Below are 22,231 nucleotides of genomic sequence, written 5' to 3' on the forward strand. Positions count from 1 at the left end.
GCCTTCTGCGATGCCTGACTGGAAAGAGGCGTTAGCGGCCGGCCGTGACGGTCGGTGAGACAAACGCTCCACCGAGCGAGGCCCAAGCCGAGCCGGTATCGCCCTCACGCTTGACGTAGGTGTAGCCGGTCTGGTGCCACGGCAGGACGGCGTTCTTCTTGTTATCGAGCACGAAGTCACCGCGATCGGTGCGGACCATCATCACGGCGTGCCCGGCGCCTTCCTCGTCGATGACCACGGTCATCCGCAGGGCGCGACGGGGAAAACCGGCCTCAACCAAGCGCTTGCGCTTGACGAGCTGGTAGTCCTCGCAATCGCCGTAGCCGTCCTCGGCGAAGTCCCAGCGGTCCTCGACACCCCAGTGGTCCTTATCGGTCTTGGCCTTGATCGCACCGTTCACCTGACGGTTGACCTGGACGATGGTCTTCCAAGCTTGGGGTGTGAGAGCGATGGTGGCCGGTTCGGAAGCGTCGACGGCACATTCCTCCGGCCTCTGCTGGCAGAAGCGGGTCCAGGCGGCGATCGGCTTGGCGGTGCCTACCTTCGCGACGGATTGTGATGAGGCTGGTGGGGCTGCCACGGTTTGCGCCTGAACAGCGGCAGCAATGACGGTGAACGACAGAGACACGGTGGCAAGGCGGAGCGTGTTCTGGGAAAAAGGCCGAACGTTCAGAAGCCCAAGAAGAGAGTGCCGCATTGCCCCCGCCGACGTGTCGTTAAGGAAGTGTTCATCTTCATGACACGGCGGGAATGGCGGATTCAAGGCAGAAGTTAAACAGAAGTTAACGGTCGGTCGTTAGCGTTCGTTCCCACCCTTCATTAGCAGGACTGGGAACGCGCCATGGCAGTACTCGTCATGGCGCGTCAGAAAGTCCCTTACCTCACCTTGTCCTGTGAGACGTCCATGATCAGCCGCGTGGTCAGATAGAGGCGTGGGGCAATGCTGCCGATCTGGATGTACTCGGCGTCATTGGAGTGGGACCCGAAGCCGCTCAGACCGAAGCCCTCGACAACCGCGCCCTTGGTCTTCAGTGCCGCGAAGGCCGCGTCGGTGCCGCCGCCGTTGGGAGCATCCAGCACCTTCATCGGCACGCCGATCTCGTCGTAGATCGACTTGGCGTGTGACGACAGCTTGCGGGAGGCGTCGGTGGCTTCCAGCGGCGGCCGACGCACCTCGAACTTGAGCTGCACCTTCGCCTCCGGCAGTAGCTGGTTCTTGATCCGCTCCTGCAGCGTCGCCTGGAGCTGGTCGAAATCAGAGACCTTCAGCGCCCGGGCATCAGCCTGCGCCGTTGCCTCCGCCGGGATCACGTTGCGGTTGGTGCCGGCCTGTGACACCGTCCAGTTGAGTTTCAGCCCACGGTCGTTCTGCGACAGGTCCTTCAACTGCAGCAGCTGGTGCGAGAGTTCGTAAAGCGCGTTGACGCCACCCTCGGGCCGGGCGCCGGCGTGCGAGGATTTGCCGTGCACGGTCAGGTACGCTGCCCCGATGCCGCTGGTGGCAAGGCGCACGCTGCCGTCGGTGCCGCCGCCCTCAAATGACAGGACGACATCCTGGTCGGAGGCGATCTGGGTGATGGTGCTGCGCCCGCCAGGGGAGCTGATTTCCTCGTCACCGTTGATCAGCACAGTGAGCGTGCCGTAGTCCTTGAAGCCGAGCTTCTGCAGCAGTGCAATGGTGTGCAGGATGGTGGCGATGCCGTGCTTGTCGTCAGCAATGCCCAGGCCATAAGCCTTGTCGCCGTCGATGCGGAACGGCTGCTCCTTGAGCATGCCAGGCAGGTACACAGTGTCCATGTGGGCGATGAGCATGATCTTGGCTTTGCCGGTACCCTGGAACTCGGCCTTCACCATGGCGCCGACCTTCTCGGGCGTGTCGTCCATGCGGTAGATGTCGGCCGGCTGGATCAGCTCGACCTTGCCCCCGAGCTGCTTCAGGCGATCGGCGATCAGGTCGGCGATCTTGGCCAAGCCTTCCAGATCCTTGCTGCCCGACTCGATGGAAACCAGATCGCGAAGAGTATCCAGCAGCGGCTGCTGTTCCTGCTTGGCGAGATCCTGGATGGCTGTAACCGGCTCAGCCAGGGAAGGGCCGGCGGCCATGGTCATGGCCATGGCGACAAGGGCGAAGGGCAGGCGACGGTGTTTGGAAGTCATGGATGTCAGTGGCCTTCAGACGGAGGGGAGACTCCGGACGCTCCGCCAACCTCTGAAGTCCGTTGGAACGCCCGGGAAAGGCAGCAACACGGCGGGGCGATTACCCCTTTGGGTTACCGCCTTAACAGTATGGCAGTCCTGGGAGTGGTCAAGGTGTTCGCCCGCCACCGATGGCTATCGCTGCAGGACCGACTTTTGCCATTAAGAGACCGGCAGCGGCATCGGTTCAGGCTACCCTAGCAGGATCACGAATGCGTGCAGACCTCGTGCCACGCCTTTTGCACCGTTGACGGGAAACCCTGTGAAGCGGTCGTGTAGTGTGCCGACAAGCCCGGTGCGGAGCCGGGTCTCGATCCCGGAGGCTACCCATGCGGTCACCCCTGCTTGGAGCGTTCTTCGCTCTGGTGGCAATCCCCGCCCACGCCCAAGCTCCCGAGGGAACACCCACCCGCATTCGCGGCACGGTCGAGAAGCTTGAGGGGCAGACCCTGACGGTCAAAACCCCGGCAGGGCAGGAGGTGCCGGTTACCATGGCGCCGAACTTCGCTGTCACCGGTGTCGAGAAGCGCAGTCTCTCCGACATCAGGACCGGCGATTACATTGCCTCGACCTCAGTCCGAGGATCTGACGGAAAGCTGCGGGCTCTTGAGGTGCACTTCCTCCCTCCGGGAGTGGGCGAGGGGCAGTTTGCCTGGGATCTCGCTCCGGATAGCCTCATGACGAACGCCACCGTCGCCGGGGTCGCGGCCGCTCCGCAGGGACAGGTGCTGCGGGTGACCTACAAGGGCCAGGAAGCGGAGATCACCGTTCCGCCCGACGTGCCGGTGGTCGCCTTTGTGCCTGGGGACGCGAGTCTGGTGAAACCTGGAGCGGCGGTTTTCATCTTTGGTCAGAAGAAGCCCGACGGATCCGTCTCGGCGACCCGTGCCACCCTGGAGAAGAATGGCGTGAAGCCACCCATGTGATCAGGACCGTTCAGCCCATCTGGAGAAGGCCATGCCTGAGCAAACCGCCCCATCCGATTAATTGGACTTGGACGCTTGTTGCAGCTTCAGTTGCGCCACCCGGGCACACTCCTCGGAGACTTTGAAGTAGCGACTAACGGCGTCAGCTCCGAGTTCAATCGGGCTGGGCTCCCCCGGCTTGCGGCCAGGGATCATCCTGATCTTGTTGACCGCGTTGTCGAACTCGGAATGGTTCGACATCACCACCGTCGCTCCGAGGCTTTTGGCCATGTCGACCATCTTGCGCTGCGAGTTGATGTAGGTCTGGAAGTTCTCGACCGTGTTGACGAAGTTGAACGCCGTCCCGCCCGAATAGGCCACCGTCAGCGGCTTGCCGTTGTCTTGCACCGGGAAGAACAGCGAGAACGTGCCCTCGGTGTGCCCAGGGGTGAAGACAAGGGTCACCGTCGTGTCACCCAAGGTGATCTTCTGCCCATCCTGGGCGACGATATCCCGCTTGGGCTTCACGCTGGTCTCGCCCTGGCCGTAGCGATTGACCGAGTTCTCGACGAAGCGCCAGTCGGGCTCACCCATCACGATGCGTGAACCAAAGCGGTCCTGCATCATCTTGGCGCCGCCGACATGGTCCCCGTGGCCGTGCGTGATGATCACGTATTTGACTTGCTTCGGATCGAGCCCGAGCTTCTGCAGGCCACCAACGATCAATTCCTCGGAATTGTAGGGATAGATCGTGTCGATCAGGATGATGCCGTCACTGGTGGTGAGCGCCCAGGCGGAGTGGATCTTGCCGCCGACGAAGTAGAGGTTGTCGAACACCTTCGCTGGGTCGGCGTACCAGGTCTCGCGGGCCGGAGGCGCACCCGGAGCGACATCAGCGCCGGGGCCGGTGGCCGGCAGGATGCAGAGCCGGCCGAGCGTGCCAAGGAAGTCCGTTCCCGCCGCCTCTTTGGCCAGCTTCAGATGGACGTCCGGGGTGTCTCCGGCTGGTGCGGTCTGAGCGTTTGCCGACGCAGCGCCGATGACCGTGGCGATGGCGAACGCGGCCAAGGATGTCTTTGAAATCGAAAACATCAAACCCTCCCTAAGTGGGCTCTGACGGGCTTCACCCAATAATCACCTCTGCTGAGGAGATCATGCATTCGCGGCAACCATCCGGCCTAAGCGAAACCCAACTTGGAGGGTAGCCAGGAGGCATTCGCCCGGACAAGCGGCCATACCTCGACATTGCCCGTTATCAATTCTTTCGAGAGCTGACGTTTGCCAAGGGGACCGCGTAGAGCTCCAGGCGGTGGCTGACGAGTTGATAGCCAAGCTCCCGGGCAACGAGTTCCTGCAACCGCTCGATCTCGGCATTCCTGAACTCGACGACCGCTCCCGTCTCGATGTCGATCAGATGGTCGTGGTGACCTTTTTTTGAGACCCCCTCGTACCGGGATCGGCCGTCCCGGAACGCCTGGCGCTCGACGATACCCTCGCTTTCCAGGCGTTTCATCGTCCGGTACACGGTAGCCAGATTGATGTGCGGATCGCGTTCGCTGACCCGGCGATGCAGTTCGTAGACGTCGGGATGGTCAGTCGCCGCGGCCAGAACCTGGGCGATCAGGCGACGCTGCCCAGTCAATCTCAGCCCATGCGCGCGGCATTGCGTTTCAATCCGGTTCGTCATGGTCGGCAGCTCCGACTGGGATTCCGCCGAACCCGAAGCCGGCTCCGTTGGGATCCGCAACCATCATATCACCACTCGACCATCACGAGAGCGGCTTGCCAATCGCCTCGAACAGGAGCAGGGTTGAAGTTGCAATTCGTTTGCAATTGCGAGAATGAGCTTGGCCATGGATACTGGTTCCGGACGCACGTTGGTGAGTTGGCGGCGCGAGCGAGGATCCCCGTCGCTCTCCGACGTCCATCGCAGCATCGCCGTGCGTTCGCATGCCTCCCCCTGGCGGAAGCTCGCGGCGTTCCTCGGCCCCGGTTACCTCGTGGCCGTCGGCTACATGGACCCCGGCAACTGGGCGACCTCGCTCGCCGGCGGGGCCAAGTTCGGCTACGCCCTCCTGGTCATCGCTCTGCTGTCCAATATCATGGCGATCATTCTCCAGCACCTGTGCGCCCGGATGGCGGTGGCGACCGAGAGGGACCTCGCCCAGGCTTGCCGGGATGCCTACCCGCGTCCGGTTTCCTACCCGCTCTGGTTCCTGGCCGAGATCGCGATCTGCGCGACCGACCTCGCCGAGGTGATCGGCACAGCCATCGGGCTGAACCTCCTGTTCGGCATTCCGCTTGAGATCGGGGTGCTGGTCACCGCCCTTGACGTGTTCCTGATCCTCTATCTCCAGAACAAGGGCTTCCGGTGGATCGAGGCCTTCGTCATCACCCTCTTGGGGGTGATCGCCGTCTGCTTCCTCGTGCAGATTGCCATGGCCGATCCCGAGTGGGGACAGGTCGTCCGAGGCTTCGCGCCGACGACCGAGATCATTTCCAACCCCGACATGCTCTATCTTTCGCTCGGGATCATCGGCGCGACGGTGATGCCGCATAACCTGTACCTGCACTCCGGCATCGTGCAGACCCGGGCTTTCGGCGAGAGCCTGCCGGAGAAACGGGAGGCGATGAAATACGCCACGATCGACAGCACCCTGGCCCTGATGTTTGCCCTGACCATCAACGCATCGATCCTCATTCTTGCGGCGGCCGCCTTTAACCGGACGGGCAACACGGGCGTCGTGGATCTGGACAAGGCGCACATGCTGTTGTCTCCGCTGCTGGGCTCGGCGATGGCGCCGACGCTGTTCGCCGTCGCGTTGATCTGCTGCGGGCTGAACTCGACCGTCACCGCCACCATGGCCGGCCAGATCGTCATGGAGGGATTCCTCGACATCCGGCTGCCGCCATGGCTGCGGCGACTGGTGACGCGGGCCGTCGCAATCGTTCCAGCAGCTCTAGTCACCATTGCGTATGGGGCCAGCGGGTCTACGAAGTTGCTGATCCTCAGCCAGGTCATCCTGAGCCTCCAACTTCCGTTTGCCATCATCCCGCTCGTGATGATCACGGCCAGCCGCAGGAAAATGGGAGAGCTCGTTGCACCACGATGGCTTACCGGGGTTGCCGGGGTGGTGGCCGGCATCGTCATCACGCTCAATGTCAAGCTGATCGTGGACTTTCTGACGGGAGCCTAGCGTCTTCAGGATCCTGACCGTGAACATTCAGGCAGGCCGCTTGGACAGGTTTAGGCAGAATGAAAGCGGTAGCCGGAGTGTAGCCGACATCCGTCACGATGGCTTGGTCAAGGGACGACGCCGGGCTCGTTGGCCGGTGCTCGCTTCGGCGGGATTCCTGCCCTGGAGATTCTGGGCCACCGCGGTTCCCTGACGGCCTTCCGCAGGAAGTATGAGAAATCCACATGGGGCGAACGTCAGCTCGCCCCATGTGTGGACCTCGATCACGGGAGTCCTATGACAGGGCGGTCGCAGGTGCTGCGAGATCAACGAAGCCCTGCACGAGCATGATGGCCCCGAGCACGCCGACGAGGCCGGCCGAGGCCAGCGGCAGGCGCCGGAGCAGGCGGTCGGAGAAGTTGATCTTTTTTGAGGCATGCTGAATGCCCCACGCGGCCGCGACGCCAATGGACACCATCGTGATCGCTAATCCGAGGCTGAAGGCGGCCACCGTGGCGGCGCCGAGGGTGAACTGGCCGAGCTGGAGGCAGATCAAGAGTACGGTGATCGAGGCCGGGCAGGGGATCAGGCCACCGGTGATGCCGAAGAGAGCGATCTGGACTGTGGTAACGTTGCCGCCGTTGGCTGCAAGCTGACGGGCGATCTGCTCAGCGTGCTCGCGCTCGTGGGCGTCCTCATCAAGGTGGGCGTGATCGTGATGATGGTCATGATCATGCTCGGCGAAGGTGACTGCGTAGGTGTGGGCATGGTCGCCGTGGGACAGCCGCATCCGGGCTGTGAACGCATGCGGCTCCGGAATCTCCTCGACGGATTCCAGATAGCTTCCCTGATCGACGAAAGCGAAGGCCTGGCGAGAGCCGTCCGGGCGCTCGGTCTCGGCGGTCACGTCCTGAGGCGCCCAGCCATGGCCGCTCAGGGTCCGCAGACGCCAGCGGGGCGGCACGCCGTCCTCAAACACCGACAGCTCGACGATGCCATGTCCGGTATCGATGGTCCGGACCTCGTCATGGTGGTGGCCGTCATGATCATGGTTGTGATGGTGATGATGGCCATGGTGATGGCGCCGGAACCAGCCGATGCTCTGGCCGGTGCGCCAGAACATCCAGGCGGCGATGCCGATGATGATCACGCCCGAGGTGATCAGCAGCCAAGCCTCGAAATGCGAGTTCAGGATCTCTCGGCCGAACGACAGGCCAGCCATCGCCACGATCCAGACCACGAGCGAGTGGGAGAGGGCAGCGCAGACGCCGAGTAGGATGGCTTGGCCGATGGTGCCGCGGATCGCCACGATGTAGGCGGCCATCATCGTCTTGGAGTGGCCGGGCTCCAGCCCGTGCAGGGCGCCGAGCAGCACGGCAAAGGGAAGATGCAGCCAGCGGTTGCCGCCGGACTGAAGGAGTTGAGCAATATCAGGCATTGGTTATCCAGAGATGTCTTCTGGCGACAATCAGGATGTTCGGCCGCTGCAAAATGGGTTCATTTCAGGTAGGTGCGGACCACCTCGATGAGCTCGGCGGCACCCTTGGCCCGTTCCGGGTCCGGCTCATGCGCCGGATCAACGACGTGACTGCGGATATGATCCTCCATCAGCTCGACGGTCAGGCCGTTCACAGCCCCGCGGACGGATGCGACCAGCATCAGCACGTCGGCACAGCCGAGTTCGGCCTCCAGCGCCCGCTCGATGGCTTCCACTTGACCCTTGATCCGGCGAACCCGGGCCAGAAGCTTGGTCTTCTCTTTGATCGTGTGGGACATGCGGCCTCCTCGCTGATGTCTTGCATCATATAGGGGGCTACCCTATTTGATGTCCACCCCATCGTTTGCCGCAGGCGAGGAGAAAGCGTGAAGAAGGACAATCCCTGCATCTCCGAGTGCGAGTTCGACGGGTGCACCGGCTGGTGTCTCGGCTGCGGGCGGACGATCCCGGAGATCCGGGAATGGCGGAAGTTGACGCCATACCGGCGCACGGCACTGCTGCGAGAGCTGCCCCGGCGCGTGAAGCAGGTCCGGACCGACAACGAGGCATCCACAGATCGGGTTGCCCGGCAGGTACGCCGCACGTTCCGGGTTCTGTCCGGGAGCGGACAGCCCAACTGATGGAGCATCTTCTCGAGTATCTCGGCTTGGCCGGGACCGCGTTCCTGTCCGCGACGGTGTTCCCGTTCCAGTCGGAGGTGGTCTTGGCCGGCATGCTGCTGGCCGAGCACTACCATGTCTGGCTGCTGGTTCTAGCCGCCAGCGTCGGCAACATCCTGGGTTCCTGCGTGAACTGGTATCTGGGGCGCTTCATCACCCGGTTCCAAGGCCAGCGCTGGTTCCCGCTCACGCAGAAGCAGGTCACCAAGGCGGAGGGATGGTATCGCCGCTACGGGCGCTGGTCTCTGCTGCTGTCGTGGATGCCTGTCATCGGGGATCCGCTCACCATTGTGGCGGGCGTCCTGCGCGAGCCCTTCCCGGTGTTCCTTGCCTTTATCGTGGTGGCCAAGACCGCCCGCTATCTTGGGGTCGCGGGATTCACCCTGGGTTGGATGTAGGTGCGAAATTCCGAGCCCCGGTGTCTGGCCCCTCAGAAAGGACTGCCCTTCGAACGAAGATACGCGATCAGATCGGCGCGTTCGTCCTGCGCCTCGACGCCGGGGAAAGCCATGCTGGTCTTTGGAACCAGCTTGTAGGGAGCAGCCAGATAGCGGCCCAAGAGGGACTCGGTCCAGCGCTCCTCCTGTTGGGCGAAGGCACGCAGGGCCAGGGAATAGGAGAACCCCTCCTGCGACGCGATCCTGCGGCCGACAACCCCGTGCAGGTTTGGCCCCTGCAGGGTTGTTTCATCGGGCTGCACGGAGTGGCACGAGTAGCAGTATTGGAACACCTTCTCGCCCCTCACCGGGTCGCCACCATCTGCGTGTGCGCTGACGACGGTGACGCCCAGCAGAAGGGCTGCCGCAGGAACAAGTCGCAAGATCACTGTGACCGCCGGGCTGTGCGGATCACCATCAGCCGGTCTGCCCCCGACTCCGGGAGCCAGACCTCGCCGGGGCGCCCGAGGATTTGGCGCACGTTGGCGTCGGCCTCTGACATCGGATAGCTCGTGAACTGTTCGGTGGCCGGATCAAAGGACACGATAGCGTCGGCGCCCCAGTCGGACACCCAGACCATGTCACTCTCATCGACATAGACGGCGTAGGCTTGTGGCTTGTCACCCGGCAGCTTCCACTCCCGCCAGGCGTTCGCCTTTGGATCGTACAGCCCAATCTGACCGGCATTCCACTCCGATACCCAGATGCGCCCCTTCGAGTCGACCAGACGCGGCGGGCACCTTGGCCTTTCGTTGGCGGTTCGATCACGGTCGCCTCGCCAGTCGCCTTGTCTATGCGGGCAATGTGGTTGCCGGCGAGCGAGGCATAATAGACGTCGCCCTCCGGCGTGGCGGTGATGCCATAGGGACCGCGACCGCGTGGTGCCTTCCAGACGTTCAGCTCGCCGCTTCTCGGATCAAGTCGGCCGTAGAACCCGTTCTGCCCTGTGAACCAGTGAAGTCCGTCCTTGTCGAACACGGCGGTGTTCAGGTTGGTGTAGCCGGTCTCGTCGGGAAGCTTCCAGACCTTCACCTTCTCGGTCTGAGGATCGACCCGCACGATGGCATTCTGTCCGCCGTCGGTGAGCCAGGCCGCGCCGTCGGGTCCTTGGATCACGCCATGCGGAGCCGATTTCGGCCCAAGCTTGATCTCGCGGCTTTGGCCTGTGCTCGGATCGAAGATGCCGAGGGCGCCATTGCGCTGGGCCGAGTACCAGACCTTGCCGTCTGGGGCGGGCGCCGCGTCGTGCGCGTAGGCGCCTTCGGGCAGCGGGAAGACCTGTTGCGACTGCTGGGCGGATTCCGAGGCGCTGAATGCGAGAAGGGCCAAGAGGGTGAAGGCGGTGCGGCAACCCGGCAACATGACGGGATTCTCCTGATTTCCGAACATTGCTCCGGATTTATGTCACCATTGCGCTGGCGCCGGGTTCGATGGAGCAGCCCAATGTCTGACGCGCGGCAGGAGCACTGGAACAGCATTTTCACAACCAAGGCCGGGAACGCGGTGAGCTGGTTCCAGGCGATTCCGGAAACCTCCCTGCGCCTGATCCGGACCTGCGGCCTTCCCAAGGACGCGAGCATCCTCGACGCCGGGGCAGGGGCCTCGCACCTGCCGGACGCCCTTCTCGCCGAAGGGTTCAGCAACATCACCGTGCTCGACATTTCGGCCGCCGCCCTGGCGAAGACGAGGGCTCGCCTTGGTGACAAGGGGCAGACAGTCCGCTTCATCGTGGCCGACCTCGCCGCCTGGAAGCCCGATCTCACCGTCGACCTTTGGCACGACCGGGCGGTCTTGCACTTCCTGACGGAAAAGCGGGACCGGGCCGCCTATGCCGACGCCCTCCGGCGAGCGGTCAGACCGGGCGGCTTCGTCGTGATCTCGGGCTTCGCCCCAAGCGGGCCCGAGCGATGCAGCGGATTGCCTGTCCTTCGGGCTGACCAAAATGCCATTGCCACCCTTCTTGGCCCCGACTTCGATCGCCTCGACGCGTTTGAGGAGGACCATCAGACGCCCTCGGGCGGACGCCAGCGCTTCGTGTTCACCAGATTCCGGCGGCGTGGCAGCCAAAGTCTGTGACGTCGGAAAGCGCTTCGTTACATGCTCGTGAGGATGTGGAGCGCCTGACCGACGATGCCGAGGAGATCAGGATTGCCGCCGAGTGAAGAGAGGGGGACGCCATGATGCACGACCTGATGAGCGGAGGGAGGATGTGGAACATGGGCCTGTTCGGGCTCCTGGCCCTCGTCGTCGTGGTCCTCGTGATCGCGGTGCTCGTCAAATAGGTTTTCTTCCGATGAGGCGTATCATGTTCACCAATCCTATTCCGAAACACAGGAGAGCGCCATGCGCACCGCGTTTGCATGCACCCGGCGGGCCTTCATCGCCGGGCTGGCCGGAGCCGCCGTTGCCGGCCCGCTCCGGGCCGCCGAGGGCTTGCCGAAGGTGACGGTCACCAAGGATCCGAGCTGCGGTTGCTGTTCCGGATGGGTGGACCACCTGAAGCAGGCCGGATTCCCGGTCGCCGTGATCGAGACCCCCGAGATCAACCGTGTGAAGACGCGCCTGGGCGTCCCCAAGGCGCTCGCGTCCTGCCACACCGCCGAGGTCGGCGGCTACGTGATCGAGGGGCACGTGCCGGCCGCATCGATCAAGCGCCTGCTGACCGAGAAGCCGCAGGCAGTCGGGCTGGCCGTTCCGGGGATGCCGGTCGGATCGCCCGGCATGGAGGTCGAGGGCATGGAGCCCGACACCTACGAGGTGGTCCTGTTCGGGCCGTCGGGCCAGCGAACCTTCGCGCGGTACCGGGGCGGCCAGCAGGCCTAAGGGGTTCCGGGGCCATCACAGGGCATGATGCGGAGGCGTAAGATGGGTTTCTACAACGACGTCGTGCTGCCCCGCCTTATTGATCGTTCAATGAGGAACAAAGAGCTTGCCAAATATCGCCGACGGATTGCCGGGGCGGCTCACGGCCGAGTACTGGAGGTCGGGATCGGCTCGGGCCTGAATCTGCCGTTCTACGGTTCCACCGTGACCGAGATTATCGGCTTGGAGCCGTCACAATCTCTCATCGAGATGGCATCGCAGCGGGCGAAGGCGGGCAACAGGCCAATTTCCTTTTTGACGGCATCCGCTGAGGCGATCCCACTCGACACAGGCAGCGTGGATGCGGTCGTGACCACCTGGACCATGTGCTCGATCCCGGACGCCAAGGCCGCCCTGGCCGAGATGCGGCGGGTCCTCAGGCCTGGCGGGGATCTCCTGTTCGTCGAGCATGGCCGGGCGCCGGATCCCTGGGTCATCCGCTTCCAGGATTGGCTCACACCCGCGTGGAGGCCGCTTACTGGGGGCTGCCATCTCAACCGCCCAATAGCGGATCTCATCACGGGGGCCGGGTTCAGGATGGACGATCTGCGGACGGGCTACGCACCCGGGCCGAAGCCTTTCACCTTCCTCTACGAAGGGTGCGCGAAAAGCGCCTGAGCGGATGCTGCCGGGAGGGCTGCGCAAGACGAGGTCAAAGACCCGATCGGTTGAGGGCGAAGCCGGACCCCCGATGTCACCAACACGCTCCATTGAGCGCCTGACGCCAAAGAGGACCCCACGATGATGACCACACTGTCACGCACAGCCGCCTTGGCCATGATGATTGCCGCCGGCATGACGACAGCGGCCACCGCGCAGACCACCGCAGCCGATACACACCATTCTGGGGTGATGGCCATTCACAAACGGATCTTCGATAGGGTCGGTGCCGACAAGGACGGCAAAGCGACGCCCGAGGAAATCCAGACATTCCTGCGAGAGTAGCCCATGTTGATATTCTATTGCCTATGAGGTCGTGAGGCCAGTGGAAATCGGACAACCGTGATCAGTGTTCAGATTTCACCTTCTGGAACCTGACCTTGTCACGCCTTCGCCAACCGATAGGCGCTGCCCAGAAGATCAACGAGGTCCAGCAATCGTGCTACGTAAGGATCGCGGGCGGTAAAACCAGCTTCCGCCCGCTCAGCCTGCCATTGACGCCCCAAGGCATCGATCAGTCGGAACAGCCGACGATGATGCAGGCCAAGCTGCCGCTGGATCGGGTCGGCCACAATGCCGGCGAAGGCTGATGCGATGGAGCTGACCGCCAGGAGACCGCCCGTGACCCCGCCGATCAGCACCGGCGATACGGCCGCCGGGAAAAAGCCATACCACACACTGCCCAGGCCTGCCCCCAGAGGAAAAGACGCGATCGCCGCCTGCTGCGCCAGCGTGGTGGCGAGGACTGGCCCGAGCGTCATCACGCCAGGCGTGGCCTGCTTTACGGCAACGGCTCCGGCTCCAACTGTCATCAGTGCCGTCGTGATCTCGGCGGCCGCGGCCCGTGTTTCGGCATAGATCGCCATGGAATCCTCGAGCCGCTGCCGGAAGGCGGGATCGTCCCCGCGCCGTCCGATCGCCAGGAGCGCTTCTCTCAGCGTTTCCTGAACCTCTGGGGCGGACAAGATGATTCCAGCCAAGGCATCCTTGCGGGACTCTTGCTCACCCTGTCGGAACGGGAGCTCCAGGAGCTCAGTCATGATGAGCCACTCGATCTCCTGGCCGACAGCCGTGTCGAACAACAGTTTTCTCGAACCGAGATAGTCTGCGGCTCGCCTGGCGCCGACGGCTTGAGCGCCAGCCGCCGCAAGCCGGGTGGCCAACTGCGGCACCGCAAGCGTGATGTTGACGGGCGCTTTCAGCATGTCCCATCCCACCGCTTTGCGGTGGATCGCGGCCGAGCCGGCAAGTGAGAAGTGACGGTCGACGAACGCATCGACACGGGATCGGCGGCTATCGAAGTAGCGGCGCCCAGCATCGGCAACGATGCGGCCTGCCTGTTCGGGTGTCAGCCGGCCGTTCTCCTCAGGTTGCACGGTAAGGTCGTCTACCATCGAGCACGCTGCTTTTAGGGAAGGGTGAAGCCTGCCTGCATCAACGGTGTGGCGAGCATCAGGGTTCTCGACCGTCAGAGGGGAGGCTTCCAAACGCTATCGGTGAATGATGACCGTGTAGTCGGCGTCGATCACACCGCTTTGCGAGCGCTGCTGGGCCTGATGTACGCGACGGCGTAAGTAGACATATGACGCGATGCCGCCGATCACCATCAGCGGGAGCACGACAAAGAAGCCAACGAGGACAAGAGCCAGCAGAACAGCGCCAGCGGCTGCCAGAACGGCCAATCTGATGACGATGGCCAGCAGACGGTCTGCGGGTTTAGGGCCGGTGGTTGTCCGAAAAGCAATGTAGTCCATGGTGGATCCCCAGTTGCGGTCGCGCTCGTGGGCGCAAAGGCAAGAGAAGAAGTCCGACATCGCGAGCGGCGACCCGCTCGCCAGAGGGGCCCGGACCCTAAGGCTAGGCTGACGTGGGGATTGAGCCAGCGCGATACAAGATCGGGGGCAAGGACCCGGTGTAATCCCACTCTGCCCCGCCTCGGAATGGCTATCGGCTTCCACGCTCTGGACCGTTTCCCTGAGCAGGATGATGGCTCTCTCGATAGTAGTGAGTTCCATCGCCGATGAGGACCTTGGCCAGACTGTCGATCTCCTGCACCACACCATCGATCTGGCGGTATTCCGGACCTCCGATCTGGATGTCCGCTAACGCCCGCGTGAGGAGGTGACGGGTCGGCCGCAGGGACTCCAGCAGCCTGTCGGCGACCTCACGGGTCATGACCCGCCGGGACCGCCTCGAATAACCGTGTCGCATGGGATTGAAGCCTCAAAGTTCTCTATGTTGGTTCTCGGCCTGGGGCGGCGATGACAGAGATGGGCGAACCCGCGCTCGAAGGCATCATGATTGGATTGTTCCACAATGACCCGAGCCGGAGCGGTGCGGCGTCGCATGGATCCTTCCGCGGACATGCCCGAACGACAGAGCCGCAGCCAATCGTTCAATCCGTTGCTCCTGAATGCGCTGCTCGACGAGCAGGACTTTGATCTCGGCTCTCGGATCGCCTCCGCAAGCCTCAATCACGGCCGTGACGTCAGCTTCGACCGGATAACCGGCGCATGCCGCCAGAACCTGTTCGGTCATCGTGCTCTCCTGTGTGAGCTGTGACGCTACCGATTCGAGATCCTGCCCGCCACAGAATTGTTGACTGTTTGTTCCGACCCTGTGGAATGTGTGGACACCTCTATGAGGGACGCAGTCAGTTGTTGTCCCAGTCGGCGATTACACGCGCTCGTTGGATGGAGCCTCGTGGCCCGATCGCTATGTGTGGCAACGAATGGCGAAACGCGGTACCGTTGGTTCAAAGATGCGGAAACGTTCTGGTAGATTGCAATCCGGCGGAGGAGCATATTTGCCAACAGGCTGTTGGCAAATATCCGCGGAACAAGATGCTCCCGAAGCGTCCATCGTTGGCAGAACAGACCTACGCCAAGGAGGGTGGCCCCGAGGCTATGATCGATCCCCAAAGCCCGAATGGCGCCGCCAGGAAAGCGGACCTTCAAATCCGAAGGGATCTGCTCGATATGCTCGGTGCACCGAAGGGTGCAGCGACCGTCGCCCGCCGCCCCACACCAGAGGGCGATCTTCTTGTGGTTCGCCTGACAGCACCTGGTGTTCTGCCGGCCGACCAGAGGCCTGCGAGGTTCCGCGGATTTCCCGTCACCTACGAGGTTGTGAAGCCGGTGAAGATTGGGCGGCTTTAAAGAGACGCAGACTTGTCGGTTCTCACGGAGGCGGAGCCCTTTTGTTGGACAAGCTGTTATAGAGTGAGACCCGACATGAGGAGGGTTGGTCATGGCCACCCTCGTTGTCGCGATCCGGCGGGAGGCACGGTCGGACACCATGACGGCCGAGGAGTGGGTCTGCCAGGTGTCTGGCGTCGTTGTGAAAGCGGCAGGCAATCCAAGCTGCATTGTCATCGAGGCCTCGCCCTAAGCGGCGTCCGAGCTCGAGCGTCGCTTCGGCGACAAGCTCATCGTCGAGGCAGAGAGCCGTCACAAGCGACTGCTGTAACCTGATGGGCGCCCGCAGGCGGAGTGTGCATTGAATTGCACGCATGGGTGCATTGACAACATAGAATTCCAGAATCAACCGCTCTGTCGTCACTATCTTTCGCATCGGCGCGTTCTGGACGAGGGACGCAACGGTTCTCTGGAAAGAGGGTTTGCCCCTCTCAACTTAGGGCCGCTGGGAACAGCGGTCTTTTTCTTGACCGGGCACCACGTCAGGGCGTGAGTGGAATGGCGAACATCGGACCAGATCAGGTGGAAGCGGAAGCGCGGGCGCTGCTGAAGGAAGCCATTGAGCGCTCGGGCTGGTATCCCATCCTCTCCGGTGCGGAGCGAGACAAGCGCATCGAGCAGGATGTCGAACGCTACTGGCATCTGATGGCGCAGGAAGCGGCACGGCGCCTCCTCGACCGCTTTGAGGCGTGCTCTCGCGTTGCTTATCACACAGTGGGTTCGGCGCAGGGCATCGGTTCTGGAGCAGGTCGCGGGTCTTAGGGCAGGGGGATTAACTCCTGGTCATCGTTTAGCGGCGGATGAAAGCGCCCGTCAAAAGGCCGACGCGTGACCGACATTGCCATCGAGGAGGCAGGAGACTGGCCCACAAGCCAGGGCATGTGGTCTGGGTCGGCCTGCACAAACTTGCCATGGAGGATGCCCTGAAGGCGCATCAGCGGCCCAAGGTGGAGCAATAGGGCGAGGCGCTGTTCGTCCTTGCCCGCACCGCTCAGATGGTGGAGGGCGCGGATCGCCTTTGGCGAAACCCACCTGCTTCTCGGGCGCGGCTATGTGGTCTCCCTATGGGGTAAACGCGTAGCTTCCCAATGTGCGATCTCGGTGACGGTTCCGACTGCCAGGCTTACGAGGAGGAGGCTACTCCTGCAGTGGGTACATCGGATTGCTCAATCTGGTGCCTTGTTGAGCGAGGATTGCGGTGACGACAGACCTGGCCTGCTCACTATCCTTGGAACAGCCAGGGTAAGCCAACGTTGACGCCCGGCGCCGGCATGGTGCGCCGCACAACGAGGATCCATGAAGTTCGCCCCCGATGACTACCTCGCCTTCTTCCCGCTCCACCATGAGGTCGAGGATCATCTTCCGCTTCGCCTCCGGTCCCAGCGCAATTCTGTTGCAAGCAAACCTGCTGCAAAGAAGAGGCGCTTGTCCTTGGCCCTCCAAGGCGGCGGGTCCTTCGGGGCTTTCACCTGGGGCGTGCTCGATCGCCTGCTGGAGGACGAGAGCATCACGTTTGATGCGGTCAGCGGCGCCAGCGCCGGTGCCGTGAACGCGGTTCTGCTTGCATCCGGCTTGGCTCAGGGCGGTCCCGAGGCAGCAAAGGAAATCCTTGAACGCTTCTGGCGGCGGGCCAGCGAGGCGGCGCCCAGAGGTCATGCTCATGCCGGCCTCGCCATGGAGGTCGCAGTCCGCCACCTCTCGCCCTACCAGTTCAATCCGTTCAACCTGCACCCCCTGAAGACGCTCCTGGCAGAGGAGGTCGACTTCGAGGCGCTACGGCAGCATTCGAAACTCAAGTTGCTGGTCGCCACGACGCGGGTGCGTGATGGGCGTTTACGGATCTTCCGCGAAAAGGCCCTGACGCTCGACGTGATCCTAGCTTCGACCTGCCTGCCCGTCCTGCATCATGCGGTGACCATCGACGGTGAGGCGTACTGGGACGGCGGATACTCGGCCAATCCACCCTTGCTCCCGCTCGTTTCCGCATCACGGGCCACGGATGCATTGGTCGTGCAGATCATGCCTTCTGTTGGAGCTGAGATGCCAACCTCCGCGTCGGAGATCCGAAAGCGCATCGAGCAGATCACATTCGCCAGCTCCCTAGCGCGAGACATGGACGCGCTGGCTGCGATGAAGAAGCTTGCCGGTCCCCATGAGCAGGGCTCCCGCCTCGCCCGCAAGCTGCAGAAACTGCGGCTCCACCACCTCACGGCGGAGGTGGAGTATCCGGCCTTGAGCGAGGCCAGTGCACTCAACCTGGATTGGGACTTCCTGCTGGCCCTACGAGATGCCGGTCGTAAGGCAGCGGATCGTTTGGATCGCGGGGTTTGAAAAGGCCTCGGTTAATCCTTGCCGAAGTGCTCCGAGCTGGAAGCGAACAGGCGCAATGGGCTGCCGGGGGCTATCCTGGGGCCCGATACTGTTGTAGCGCGAGGATTGTTTCCAACCCGGAAGGGCGGCTCTTAGCACGGTCCAGAAGTTACGCTTTGGTCTGCTCAGTGAGTGACAAGCGGACGTTCTTCACGGAAGCTACATCAATCGGGTGTCAGCCATCGGCCAGCCACATCCTCCATGGATCATCAGCTATCGCAGGCTCGATCATCTAGAGCAGTTTGGAGTTGCACGGAATCGAGGTGTCTGATTCCCTAGTGCGTGGGGGCGTGAGCAGCGAGGCTCACCATGACCGCACCACTTTCTCAGGACCTTCGCCGACGCATTGCCCGGGCTGTTGAGAAGGGCAGCTCGATCCGCCAAGCCGCTGTGCGTTACGAGATCAGCCCGTCGGCAGCCGTGAAGCTGATGCAGCGGGTGCGCAAGACCGGCTCTCTTGCTCCTGACCGGGTTGGTGGGCATCGTCGCCCGGTGCTTGAGCCACATGAGGATCTGCTGCGCAGTCTGGTCGCCGCCAAGTCTGGCATCACGCTCTCCGAGATCCAGGCTGAGTTGAAAGCCCGCGGGATCGTGGTGGCGGCTCTCTCCACCATCCTGCTGACCCTGCGCCGTCTCGGCCTGCGGCACAAAAAAAGTCGCTCCGGGCGGCCGAGCAGGACCGGCCGGATGTAGCGCGCGAGCGTCAGCGCTGGCGTGTGTGGCAGCGCTACATGGACAGCACCCGCTTTGTGTTCCTGGATGAGACAGGCACCACCACCACGATGACGCGCCGCTATGGCTGGGGTCCTAAGGGCGAGCGCGTGGTCGATGCCACGCCGTGGGGGCACTGGAAGGTCACCACATTTGTAGCGGGCTTGCGCGCCAGCGGTCTCATCGCCCCGATGGTGCTCGACGGCCCGATGACCGGTGAGGTGTTCCGCGCCTATGTCGAGCAGGTGCTGATCCCGGAACTCTCGCCCGGTGATGTGGTGGTGCTCGACAACCTGGCGGCCCACAAGGTCGCGGGCATCCGGGAGATGATCCAGGCGGCAGGAGCGAGTCTGCTGTACCTGCCGCCGTACTCGCCGGACCTGAACCCGATCGAGCAGGTGTTTGCGAAACTTAAGGCACTGCTGCGCAAGGCCGCGGCGCGGACGAAAGAAGCTCTCTGGGCCACCATTGGCGCGCTGCTCGATGAGTTCTCGCCCGAGGAGTGCCAGAACTATCTCACCAACAGCGGCTATGAACCCGTGTAAGTCGAAAATGCTCTAGAGGATCCGAGATGCCTGACCTCCATGTCCTGACACCCGATCAGAAACCGATAGATCAGGACAACAACATCGTCTTGACGGAAGTGGTGCGGCCCGGGCATGGGATAGAGTACACGGTGACGGTGTTGATCGATGGGACTGCCATCGCCGTGAGTGGACCATTCCTCACCTTGGATGAAGCTGTCGATCAGGCCAACGAGCAAGCCAGGCATTATGCGCTCGACCCAGTTTACTTTAGAAGAGAGCAGGCCTGAGGAGTTGAGGGGAGGGGCTCTGTTCCCTCCAGCCAAGCATGGGTGGCAGCCTCGCGGGCGGTCTGCTCGTCCTCGAACCCTCGATCGGTGGGCTTCTCAAATCCGCAGACGTGGCACTGAACAGCGGCGGCGAAGCACCCGTCATTCGTGGCGAAGCTCAGGACAGATGCTGCATCGCAGGAACACTGTGGACAGAAGCTCTGGCCCATTTAGCTCTTCCTTTTCCCAGCGATTGCTGCGGGCTGACGTGAAGTTAACGCATCTGCCGCATTCAAGCCAGGAAAGCTGTGACAAATTTGTGCGGTGCAAAATGAATTCAGATCCGGGCAAGAGCAGGTTTCTGAAATCTTCTACCCGCGTTCAACGATCTCCTGCTGTCTGACATGCCTTGCTGCAGACGCAGAGTGTAGGGCAGCCTTAGTGGGTCGGCGACGCAGCAAACACCGATGTTTTCGTCCGCGCTTCGATCCAGGGTGTATAATCGTTAGGCCGACCCGAGATCCGCTTCGGGTCTCCGGGTCGCATAGCGAAGGAGGGTGCTATGCAGACCAATGTCGAACTGGTGCAGATGCTCTATAGGGCGTTCGGCGACGGGCGGATCGACACCATTCTGGAGCACTGCTCGGACACCATCGCATGGGACTGCGTCGGCAATCCAGCCTGGGTGCCACTGGCTGGAACCCGCAGCGGTAAGGACGCGGTCCGGCGCTTCTTCGAGGACTTGGCTCGCGGCTTTACGTTCGAGGAGTTCTCCCCCGACAGCTTCCATGACGCCGGCGATCACGTGTTCTGCTTCGGACACTCGAGCTCCCGCGCGGTTGCGACCGGGCAGACCATCGACGACCGCTTCCTGCATGCCTTCCGGATCGAGAATGGCAAGGTGGCCGCGTTCACCGAGTTCATGGACACCGCGGCAGTTGCCGTCGGATGCGGAACTCTTCGGGTGGCCGGAGAAGGGGCTAAGGCTGCCTAGGGTCAAGATGGGAATGGCGCCGAACCAAGCTTGGACGGAGGCGAGCATGCTGGATGTGAAAGTCCCTGACGATCTGTGGGCCACGGCGACCCTGCCCGAAGGCGTGCTGGAGCGGTGGCTCGTGCCCGATGGGTCCACCGTCGCCGCCGGGGATCCCGTCGCGGCCATTCGGCTCGAGGAGGCGCTGCACGAGGTCATCGCCCCGGCACCAGGCCGGCTTGCCATTGCGGCGGCTGAAGGCGCGGTGATCGAGCCGGGAACGCTGCTGGCCCGTCTGGATGCCGGAAGTATTAGCGGTGGTGGTAGTTGATCGCCCAGTAAGAGGCGAGACGATGATGAACACAACATCTGACCGGGGCGCCTGGAGATGAGAGGAGGAACTCATGAAAGTCAGTGAAGTCATGACACGGGATGTTCGGCTGATTGAGCTCACCCAGACCATCCGGGACGCGGCGAAACTGATGGCCGAGATGGATGCCGGCATCATGCCGGTGCGTGAGGGTGATCGGCTGGTCGGCATGATCACCGACCGTGATATCGCGGTTCGCGCGGTGGCCGAGGGTAAGGGCCCCGACACACCGATCCGCGAGGTGATGACCCAGGACGTGAAGTATTGTTACGAGGATGACGACACCAACGACGTCGCCCGCAATATGGCCGACATCCAGGTCAGGCGCCTGCCGGTGCTCACCAGGGACAAGCGCCTGGTCGGCATCATCTCGCTGGGTGACATGGCCATGTCGGATGGCTCCGGTCGCGTTGGTGAAGCCGTGGCCGGCATCTCGCAGCCGGGTGGCCAGCACAGCCAGACCGGTGGATCCCGGACCTGAGGTGGGATGTAGGGGAGGGGCCCGACTGTGGCCCCTCCTCCACAAGAGTTCACTTAGGTTGACGGGGTCGGGCCGGGGGACGCCTCATGATCTGGGTTCGCAGGATCATCGCCCCGGCCGAATGGAGCGAGGTTCAGGATCAGTTCGAGAGCGGGTTCGTGAAGCTCGGATGCCCGGGCCAAATGATGCTGGTGGCCACGACCGGCCCCGGTCCGATCATGCTCTTCGCCAGCCTGCCCAATCCGGGCCCTCTGCATGCTTTGGCAGGCTTTGAGCGGATCGAGGACAGCGAGTTGCCGTCGCAAGCTTCGCTTCTCGTCGGTCATCCCCAGGCCTTCGAGAAACGCTTCACGTATCCAAAGCGGAGGCCATCAGCCTAGAGCATCGGACGGTTAAACGGACGCATAGCCGGCAGCTTTGAGGTAATTCCAACATTCTTGCGGCTCAAACAAATCGCAGATGCCCCCGAGCGCTCGCCAAAGCGCATCGAACGTTCGCGCCTCGGCCTTGCGCAAGTGGGCTTTAATCTTGGCGAAGGCCTGTTCGATTGGATTAAGATCGGGCGAATAAGCCGGCAGGAACAGGAACCAGGCGCCGCGTTGCTTCAGACACTGCGCGGCCTTTTCACTCTTGTGGACCGCCAAGTTGTCGAGGATCACCACGTCACTTTCGTGCAGCGTCGGCGCGAGCTGCGTCTCGATGTAAGCCTCGAACGCCGATCGAGTGATCGGGCCGTCGATGATCCAGGGCGCGCTCAACTCGCTGCAACTCAGCCCGGCCACAAAGGTATGCGTCTTCCAGTGTCCAAAGGGAGCGCTCATCCGCAGCCGCTGGCCTTTGCGCGAGCGCCCCCGCAGGCGGGTCATCTTGGTGTTGACGTAGATACCGTCTGAGCGGTCAAGTCCGATGGGCAAGCGGAAACTGGTAAACGGTCCCGCTCCTA

At 62.8% G+C, this 22,231-nt stretch carries 30 protein-coding genes and 1 pseudogene; 19 read left to right on the top strand and 12 right to left on the bottom strand.

The window, feature by feature from the left end:
* Positions 1-31 precede the first annotated feature (31 nt).
* Both KBI52_RS17060 and KBI52_RS17065 read right to left on the bottom strand, forming a co-directional pair.
* Complete coding sequence (locus tag KBI52_RS17060) at positions 32-697, bottom strand: transglutaminase-like cysteine peptidase (RefSeq protein ID WP_210808898.1); 666 nt, start codon at positions 695-697, stop codon at positions 32-34.
* 179 nt (positions 698-876) lie between these two features.
* Positions 877-2,157 (bottom strand): M20/M25/M40 family metallo-hydrolase, encoded by a 1,281-nt coding sequence (locus tag KBI52_RS17065; RefSeq protein WP_210808900.1) that lies wholly within the window; start codon positions 2,155-2,157, stop codon positions 877-879.
* Positions 2,158-2,525: 368 nt separating this feature from the next.
* Between KBI52_RS17065 and KBI52_RS17070 the strand changes: the two genes are divergently transcribed.
* Positions 2,526-3,122 carry a hypothetical protein gene (locus KBI52_RS17070; protein WP_210808902.1) on the top strand — a complete coding sequence of 199 codons (597 nt, stop codon included), beginning with the start codon at positions 2,526-2,528 and terminating at the stop codon, positions 3,120-3,122.
* A gap of 57 nt (positions 3,123-3,179) precedes the next feature.
* On the opposite strand, the gene KBI52_RS17075 is transcribed toward KBI52_RS17070, so the two are convergent.
* Positions 3,180-4,193: an MBL fold metallo-hydrolase gene (locus tag KBI52_RS17075; protein WP_210808904.1), complete on the bottom strand. Its 1,014-nt coding sequence runs from the start codon at positions 4,191-4,193 to the stop codon at positions 3,180-3,182.
* A 163-nt stretch (positions 4,194-4,356) separates the two neighbouring features.
* A complete protein-coding gene (locus KBI52_RS17080) occupies positions 4,357-4,788 on the bottom strand; it encodes a Fur family transcriptional regulator (RefSeq protein WP_210808906.1) in 432 nt (143 codons plus the stop codon).
* Positions 4,789-4,954: 166 nt separating this feature from the next.
* Here KBI52_RS17080 and KBI52_RS17085 point away from each other — a divergent pair, with 166 nt between their 5' ends.
* Positions 4,955-6,298 (top strand): Nramp family divalent metal transporter, encoded by a 1,344-nt coding sequence (locus KBI52_RS17085; protein WP_210808908.1) that lies wholly within the window; start codon positions 4,955-4,957, stop codon positions 6,296-6,298.
* Positions 6,299-6,572: 274 nt separating this feature from the next.
* On the opposite strand, the gene KBI52_RS17090 is transcribed toward KBI52_RS17085, so the two are convergent.
* Together KBI52_RS17090 and KBI52_RS17095 are read right to left on the bottom strand one after the other, a co-directional pair.
* The gene (locus KBI52_RS17090; RefSeq protein ID WP_210808910.1) at positions 6,573-7,715 is read right to left on the bottom strand and encodes a sulfite exporter TauE/SafE family protein; all 1,143 of its coding nucleotides are present in this window, start codon (positions 7,713-7,715) and stop codon (positions 6,573-6,575) included.
* Positions 7,716-7,774: 59 nt separating this feature from the next.
* A complete protein-coding gene (locus KBI52_RS17095; protein ID WP_210808912.1) occupies positions 7,775-8,053 on the bottom strand; it encodes a metal/formaldehyde-sensitive transcriptional repressor in 279 nt (92 codons plus the stop codon).
* A gap of 87 nt (positions 8,054-8,140) precedes the next feature.
* Between KBI52_RS17095 and KBI52_RS17100 the strand changes: the two genes are divergently transcribed.
* Together KBI52_RS17100 and KBI52_RS17105 are read left to right on the top strand one after the other, a co-directional pair.
* On the top strand, positions 8,141-8,395 hold the full coding sequence (locus KBI52_RS17100) for a DUF1289 domain-containing protein (RefSeq protein ID WP_210808914.1): 255 nt from the start codon (positions 8,141-8,143) through the stop codon (positions 8,393-8,395).
* Positions 8,395-8,832 carry a YqaA family protein gene (locus tag KBI52_RS17105; protein ID WP_210808916.1) on the top strand — a complete coding sequence of 146 codons (438 nt, stop codon included), beginning with the start codon at positions 8,395-8,397 and terminating at the stop codon, positions 8,830-8,832. The genes KBI52_RS17100 and KBI52_RS17105 overlap by 1 nt, the downstream gene beginning before the upstream one ends.
* Positions 8,833-8,864: 32 nt before the next feature.
* On the opposite strand, the gene KBI52_RS17110 is transcribed toward KBI52_RS17105, so the two are convergent.
* Together KBI52_RS17110 and KBI52_RS17115 are read right to left on the bottom strand one after the other, a co-directional pair.
* Positions 8,865-9,260 (bottom strand): cytochrome c family protein, encoded by a 396-nt coding sequence (locus tag KBI52_RS17110; protein ID WP_210808918.1) that lies wholly within the window; start codon positions 9,258-9,260, stop codon positions 8,865-8,867.
* A 28-nt stretch (positions 9,261-9,288) separates the two neighbouring features.
* Entirely contained in the window at positions 9,289-10,233 is a 945-nt protein-coding gene (locus KBI52_RS17115) for a hypothetical protein (protein ID WP_210808920.1), read from the bottom strand.
* A gap of 81 nt (positions 10,234-10,314) precedes the next feature.
* Between KBI52_RS17115 and KBI52_RS17120 the strand changes: the two genes are divergently transcribed.
* From KBI52_RS17120 to KBI52_RS34200, 4 genes are all read left to right on the top strand, one after another.
* Positions 10,315-10,947: a trans-aconitate 2-methyltransferase gene (locus tag KBI52_RS17120; protein ID WP_210808922.1), complete on the top strand. Its 633-nt coding sequence runs from the start codon at positions 10,315-10,317 to the stop codon at positions 10,945-10,947.
* A 267-nt stretch (positions 10,948-11,214) separates the two neighbouring features.
* Entirely contained in the window at positions 11,215-11,694 is a 480-nt protein-coding gene (locus tag KBI52_RS17125; RefSeq protein WP_210808924.1) for a DUF411 domain-containing protein, read from the top strand.
* A 42-nt stretch (positions 11,695-11,736) separates the two neighbouring features.
* On the top strand, positions 11,737-12,351 hold the full coding sequence (locus KBI52_RS17130) for a class I SAM-dependent methyltransferase (protein WP_210808926.1): 615 nt from the start codon (positions 11,737-11,739) through the stop codon (positions 12,349-12,351).
* A gap of 123 nt (positions 12,352-12,474) precedes the next feature.
* The gene (locus tag KBI52_RS34200) at positions 12,475-12,678 is read left to right on the top strand and encodes a hypothetical protein (protein WP_371823183.1); all 204 of its coding nucleotides are present in this window, start codon (positions 12,475-12,477) and stop codon (positions 12,676-12,678) included.
* 98 nt (positions 12,679-12,776) lie between these two features.
* Here KBI52_RS34200 and KBI52_RS17140 read toward each other — a convergent pair whose 3' ends face one another.
* From KBI52_RS17140 to KBI52_RS17150, 3 genes are all read right to left on the bottom strand, one after another.
* On the bottom strand, positions 12,777-13,880 hold the full coding sequence (locus KBI52_RS17140; RefSeq protein WP_210808928.1) for a DUF6635 family protein: 1,104 nt from the start codon (positions 13,878-13,880) through the stop codon (positions 12,777-12,779).
* A gap of 3 nt (positions 13,881-13,883) precedes the next feature.
* Entirely contained in the window at positions 13,884-14,147 is a 264-nt protein-coding gene (locus KBI52_RS17145; protein WP_210808931.1) for a hypothetical protein, read from the bottom strand.
* A 190-nt stretch (positions 14,148-14,337) separates the two neighbouring features.
* Positions 14,338-14,568: a hypothetical protein gene (locus KBI52_RS17150; protein ID WP_210808935.1), complete on the bottom strand. Its 231-nt coding sequence runs from the start codon at positions 14,566-14,568 to the stop codon at positions 14,338-14,340.
* A gap of 141 nt (positions 14,569-14,709) precedes the next feature.
* Between KBI52_RS17150 and KBI52_RS17155 the strand changes: the two genes are divergently transcribed.
* From KBI52_RS17155 to KBI52_RS17200, 11 genes and pseudogenes are all read left to right on the top strand, one after another.
* On the top strand, positions 14,710-14,955 hold the full coding sequence (locus tag KBI52_RS17155) for a hypothetical protein (RefSeq protein ID WP_210808939.1): 246 nt from the start codon (positions 14,710-14,712) through the stop codon (positions 14,953-14,955).
* Between the two features lie 687 nt (positions 14,956-15,642).
* Entirely contained in the window at positions 15,643-15,783 is a 141-nt protein-coding gene (locus KBI52_RS17160) for a hypothetical protein (RefSeq protein WP_210808941.1), read from the top strand.
* Between the two features lie 305 nt (positions 15,784-16,088).
* Complete coding sequence (locus KBI52_RS17165; RefSeq protein WP_210808944.1) at positions 16,089-16,352, top strand: hypothetical protein; 264 nt, start codon at positions 16,089-16,091, stop codon at positions 16,350-16,352.
* Between the two features lie 57 nt (positions 16,353-16,409).
* Positions 16,410-16,655: pseudogene (locus KBI52_RS33025) on the top strand (magnesium transporter); the annotation flags it as partial.
* 231 nt (positions 16,656-16,886) lie between these two features.
* On the top strand, positions 16,887-17,921 hold the full coding sequence (locus tag KBI52_RS17170) for a patatin-like phospholipase family protein (protein WP_210808946.1): 1,035 nt from the start codon (positions 16,887-16,889) through the stop codon (positions 17,919-17,921).
* A 348-nt stretch (positions 17,922-18,269) separates the two neighbouring features.
* Positions 18,270-19,216 (top strand): IS630 family transposase gene (locus KBI52_RS17175; RefSeq protein ID WP_210808949.1). Its coding sequence is split into 2 segments (ribosomal slippage): positions 18,270-18,602 and positions 18,605-19,216, totalling 945 coding nucleotides; the frame shifts between segments, so codons are not numbered across the junction.
* A 26-nt stretch (positions 19,217-19,242) separates the two neighbouring features.
* Positions 19,243-19,485, top strand: a complete 243-nt coding sequence (locus KBI52_RS17180; RefSeq protein ID WP_210808950.1) for a hypothetical protein — start codon at positions 19,243-19,245, stop codon at positions 19,483-19,485.
* A 541-nt stretch (positions 19,486-20,026) separates the two neighbouring features.
* Positions 20,027-20,458 carry a nuclear transport factor 2 family protein gene (locus KBI52_RS17185; RefSeq protein WP_210808953.1) on the top strand — a complete coding sequence of 144 codons (432 nt, stop codon included), beginning with the start codon at positions 20,027-20,029 and terminating at the stop codon, positions 20,456-20,458.
* A 46-nt stretch (positions 20,459-20,504) separates the two neighbouring features.
* On the top strand, positions 20,505-20,768 hold the full coding sequence (locus tag KBI52_RS17190; RefSeq protein WP_210808956.1) for a lipoyl domain-containing protein: 264 nt from the start codon (positions 20,505-20,507) through the stop codon (positions 20,766-20,768).
* 73 nt (positions 20,769-20,841) lie between these two features.
* The gene (locus KBI52_RS17195) at positions 20,842-21,288 is read left to right on the top strand and encodes a CBS domain-containing protein (protein WP_210808959.1); all 447 of its coding nucleotides are present in this window, start codon (positions 20,842-20,844) and stop codon (positions 21,286-21,288) included.
* An 86-nt stretch (positions 21,289-21,374) separates the two neighbouring features.
* Positions 21,375-21,668, top strand: coding sequence for a hypothetical protein (locus KBI52_RS17200; RefSeq protein ID WP_210808962.1), 294 nt, complete (start codon positions 21,375-21,377; stop codon positions 21,666-21,668).
* Positions 21,669-21,680: 12 nt separating this feature from the next.
* Here KBI52_RS17200 and KBI52_RS17205 read toward each other — a convergent pair.
* The coding region (locus KBI52_RS17205) for an IS630 family transposase (RefSeq protein ID WP_247654459.1) at positions 21,681-22,231 on the bottom strand (551 nt) is incomplete at its 5' end.

Source organism: Microvirga sp. HBU67558, assembly GCF_018069605.1.
Taxonomy (GTDB): Bacteria; Pseudomonadota; Alphaproteobacteria; order Rhizobiales; family Beijerinckiaceae; genus Microvirga; species Microvirga terrae.

Bases quoted from the DNA above. Each gene is read 5' to 3' on its own strand.
- KBI52_RS17060 (WP_210808898.1), bottom strand. From the start codon at position 697: ATGCGGCACTCTCTTCTTGGGCTTCTGAACGTTCGGCCTTTTTCCCAG.
- KBI52_RS17065 (WP_210808900.1), bottom strand. From the start codon at position 2,157: ATGACTTCCAAACACCGTCGCCTGCCCTTCGCCCTTGTCGCCATGGCC.
- KBI52_RS17070 (WP_210808902.1), top strand. From the start codon at position 2,526: ATGCGGTCACCCCTGCTTGGAGCGTTCTTCGCTCTGGTGGCAATCCCC.
- KBI52_RS17075 (WP_210808904.1), bottom strand. From the start codon at position 4,193: ATGTTTTCGATTTCAAAGACATCCTTGGCCGCGTTCGCCATCGCCACG.
- KBI52_RS17080 (WP_210808906.1), bottom strand. From the start codon at position 4,788: ATGACGAACCGGATTGAAACGCAATGCCGCGCGCATGGGCTGAGATTG.
- KBI52_RS17085 (WP_210808908.1), top strand. From the start codon at position 4,955: ATGGATACTGGTTCCGGACGCACGTTGGTGAGTTGGCGGCGCGAGCGA.
- KBI52_RS17090 (WP_210808910.1), bottom strand. From the start codon at position 7,715: ATGCCTGATATTGCTCAACTCCTTCAGTCCGGCGGCAACCGCTGGCTG.
- KBI52_RS17095 (WP_210808912.1), bottom strand. From the start codon at position 8,053: ATGTCCCACACGATCAAAGAGAAGACCAAGCTTCTGGCCCGGGTTCGC.
- KBI52_RS17105 (WP_210808916.1), top strand. From the start codon at position 8,395: ATGGAGCATCTTCTCGAGTATCTCGGCTTGGCCGGGACCGCGTTCCTG.
- KBI52_RS17115 (WP_210808920.1), bottom strand. From the start codon at position 10,233: ATGTTGCCGGGTTGCCGCACCGCCTTCACCCTCTTGGCCCTTCTCGCA.
- KBI52_RS17120 (WP_210808922.1), top strand. From the start codon at position 10,315: ATGTCTGACGCGCGGCAGGAGCACTGGAACAGCATTTTCACAACCAAG.
- KBI52_RS17125 (WP_210808924.1), top strand. From the start codon at position 11,215: ATGCGCACCGCGTTTGCATGCACCCGGCGGGCCTTCATCGCCGGGCTG.
- KBI52_RS17130 (WP_210808926.1), top strand. From the start codon at position 11,737: ATGGGTTTCTACAACGACGTCGTGCTGCCCCGCCTTATTGATCGTTCA.
- KBI52_RS34200 (WP_371823183.1), top strand. From the start codon at position 12,475: ATGATGACCACACTGTCACGCACAGCCGCCTTGGCCATGATGATTGCC.
- KBI52_RS17145 (WP_210808931.1), bottom strand. From the start codon at position 14,147: ATGGACTACATTGCTTTTCGGACAACCACCGGCCCTAAACCCGCAGAC.
- KBI52_RS17150 (WP_210808935.1), bottom strand. From the start codon at position 14,568: ATGACCCGTGAGGTCGCCGACAGGCTGCTGGAGTCCCTGCGGCCGACC.
- KBI52_RS17155 (WP_210808939.1), top strand. From the start codon at position 14,710: ATGACCCGAGCCGGAGCGGTGCGGCGTCGCATGGATCCTTCCGCGGAC.
- KBI52_RS17160 (WP_210808941.1), top strand. From the start codon at position 15,643: ATGGCCACCCTCGTTGTCGCGATCCGGCGGGAGGCACGGTCGGACACC.
- KBI52_RS17165 (WP_210808944.1), top strand. From the start codon at position 16,089: ATGGCGAACATCGGACCAGATCAGGTGGAAGCGGAAGCGCGGGCGCTG.
- KBI52_RS17170 (WP_210808946.1), top strand. From the start codon at position 16,887: ATGAAGTTCGCCCCCGATGACTACCTCGCCTTCTTCCCGCTCCACCAT.
- KBI52_RS17180 (WP_210808950.1), top strand. From the start codon at position 19,243: ATGCCTGACCTCCATGTCCTGACACCCGATCAGAAACCGATAGATCAG.
- KBI52_RS17185 (WP_210808953.1), top strand. From the start codon at position 20,027: ATGCAGACCAATGTCGAACTGGTGCAGATGCTCTATAGGGCGTTCGGC.
- KBI52_RS17190 (WP_210808956.1), top strand. From the start codon at position 20,505: ATGCTGGATGTGAAAGTCCCTGACGATCTGTGGGCCACGGCGACCCTG.
- KBI52_RS17195 (WP_210808959.1), top strand. From the start codon at position 20,842: ATGAAAGTCAGTGAAGTCATGACACGGGATGTTCGGCTGATTGAGCTC.
- KBI52_RS17200 (WP_210808962.1), top strand. From the start codon at position 21,375: ATGATCTGGGTTCGCAGGATCATCGCCCCGGCCGAATGGAGCGAGGTT.